Source organism: Streptomyces sp. x-19 (assembly GCF_046549115.1).
Taxonomy (GTDB): domain Bacteria; phylum Actinomycetota; class Actinomycetes; order Streptomycetales; family Streptomycetaceae; genus Streptomyces; species Streptomyces albulus_C.
On the sequence record NZ_JAJPWK010000083.1, the window covers coordinates 1 to 2497 of the forward strand.

General features: G+C 66.1%; 1 protein-coding gene and 2 pseudogenes. 2 read left to right on the top strand and 1 reads right to left on the bottom strand.

Annotated elements, in window-relative coordinates; genetic code table 11:
* Positions 1-634 (top strand): annotated as a pseudogene (locus tag ACLJT4_RS42255) (ISAzo13 family transposase); the annotation flags it as partial.
* Between the two features lie 17 nt (positions 635-651).
* Here ACLJT4_RS42255 and ACLJT4_RS42260 read toward each other — a convergent pair.
* Positions 652-1998, bottom strand: coding sequence for an IS4 family transposase (locus ACLJT4_RS42260; protein WP_411130479.1), 1347 nt, complete (start codon positions 1996-1998; stop codon positions 652-654).
* Positions 1999-2080: 82 nt separating this feature from the next.
* On the opposite strand from ACLJT4_RS42260, the pseudogene ACLJT4_RS42265 reads away from it, so the two are divergent.
* Positions 2081-2497: pseudogene (locus ACLJT4_RS42265) on the top strand (ISAzo13-like element transposase-related protein); the annotation flags it as partial.

A 2497-nucleotide genomic window follows, 5' to 3' on the forward strand; every position in this document is an offset into this window, starting at 1 on the left:
TCCGATGTCGCCGCTGCGGTGGACGGTGAAGTCGACCCGTACCCTCGCGCGGGAGCTGACCCGGGGCGGCCACAAGGTCAGCGCCGATACCGTCGCTGACCTGCTGCGAGAGGAGGGCTTCAGCCTGTAGGCCAACGCCAAGACCCTGGAGGGCGGCCAGCATCCGGACCGGGATGCCCAGTTCCGCTATCTCAACGAGCAGGCGCGCGGGCACCGGGATGCCGGCCAGCCCGTGATCAGCGTGGACACCAAGAAGAAGGAACTGGTCGGAGAGTTCAAGAACAGCGGCCGCTCGTGGCGGCCTGCGGGTGTCCCGGTGCCGGTGCACATCCATGACTTCGCCGACCCACTGCTGGGCAAGGCGATCCCGTATGGCATCTACGACCTGGCTGAGAACACCGGCTGGGTCAATGTCGGCACCGATCACGACACCGCGGCATTCGCGGTGGAATCGATCCGCCGCTGGTGGCACGGCCAGGGCCAGGCCGCCTACCCGCAGGCGACACGGCTGCTGATCACCGCCGACGCCGGCGGCTCCAACGGCTATCGCATTCGAGCTTGGAAGCTCGAACTCGCCCGGCTCGCCGCCGAGACGGGCCTGACCGTCACCGTCTGCCATCTGCCGCCTGGCACACAATGCCGTTGCTTGAGTCAGTGAACTATCGTCGGCTGCAGGGTGATGTCCTTGGGGGCAACGCGCCGTGTCGGCTGCCTGTCCCGGGTGTTGATCCGGTAGGAGAGCTTGGAAGAGTACTTCGAGTCCGGCCGTTTGAGGTGCCGGTCCGCCTCGCGCAGGCGCCTGGCGCCGTTGTCGAGTTTCCGGTGCACCTTCGCCGCCAGCATGGCCAGGAACTTCTTGATCTTCTCGGGTGTGTCCGCACACTGACGGACCACACTGCGCCGCGTGTGCTTGAGGACTTTGACGAACGAGACCCGGTCCGGATCGATGCCGTTGTCGTCGGCCAGGGACATGATGATCCGCATGAGGCAGTGGTGCACGACCAGGTGCGCCCAGACCTCCTGCCGCACCAGATCCGGGTCGCCCGACCGCAGAACCTCGGCCGGCCCGCGCTGGAAGGTCTTGATCTGCCGAAACGCCGACTCCGCCTCCCACCTCGCATGGTAGAGCCGAGCCAACTCCGTCGCCGGAAAGGCAACCGGGTCGAGCAGATCGGTAAGTAACCTGACCACCTCACCGCCGTCGACGCGGTACTCGATCACCCGGACCAGCACCCCACCGTGGTGTGCGCCCTTCTGCCCGGCCAGGTTCATCCTGGCCAAGTAGGTACCGTCGGGAAGATGCTCGACCGGCCGATGTGCCACCGGCGAACGAGCCCGGATCAGCAAGTGCGCCCCGGCCCCGAGGTACATCTTCCACAAAGCTACCCCGGGAAAGTTCCGGTCCATGATGACCAACATCCCGCTCGCCGAGCCAGCCAGAGCGATTGCCAGCTCCCGCTCACCTCCGCTGAATCCGCCCACCGCCGCATCGACCTGCGCATGTGTGCCGCACTCGGTCAGCGTCACCACCCGGACCTGAGGGAAACCCGCCGGCTGCCCGTTCTTGACCGGGCCGCCGAACGCAACCCGGTTGGCCGTCGTATCCGGCGCATCCAGCACGAACCCGTCTACCGCGACCAACCGCATCCCGCGGTAGAAGGCGCCCTCCAAGCTGATGGGGGCCAACGGGCCGGCCAGCTCACGGAACACAGCCTCCAGGACCAGCGGCCCCAGACGCTTGCGCGCCCGCGTGAACGAGGACATGTTCGGGATCCTCCCGCTCAACTCACGGACAGCACCCACCAGTTGCTCCGCAACGTCATCATAGGAATCCTGCTGGAACAACGCCAAGGCAAGCGTGAAGTAGACCATGAACCCGGCCGGTAGTGCACCGGGCTTCTCGTCCCGGACTCCGCACTTCTCCAGCACCCTGGCGACCAGTTCCGGGGTCACCCATCGGGTCACCACACCCAGTCGCACATGATCGGACAATCCCACCCAAGGATGCATACCGAGCCCAACGACCCCGCTTCTCCAACGTCACTGGGAACTGCTTGACGAGTTCAAGCAACGGCATTGGCCTGGCACATCAAAGTGGAACAAGATCGAGCACCGGCTCTTCTCCCACATCACCATGAACTGGCGCGGCCGCCCGCTGACCAGCCACGAAGTCATCATCGAATCCATCGCCGCGACCACCACCTGCACCGGACTACGCGTCACCGCGCAGCTGGACACCAACACCTACCTGACCGGAGTCACCATCGACGACGCAGAGATGGCGGCCCTGCCGCTGACCCGCCACACCTTTCACGGCGACTGGAACTACGCCCTGCACCCCCAGTCGGCCCCGTCCATCCCTACGGCTCCAGCCCCGCAGGCACCGACGCCGGACTGGGACCCGGACACGCTGTCCGACCCGGCACTGACCGGACTGTCCCCACACCAACTGGACGATGTGACCCGGGCCCTGGCCCCGGAAGGAGATACCCAGCGC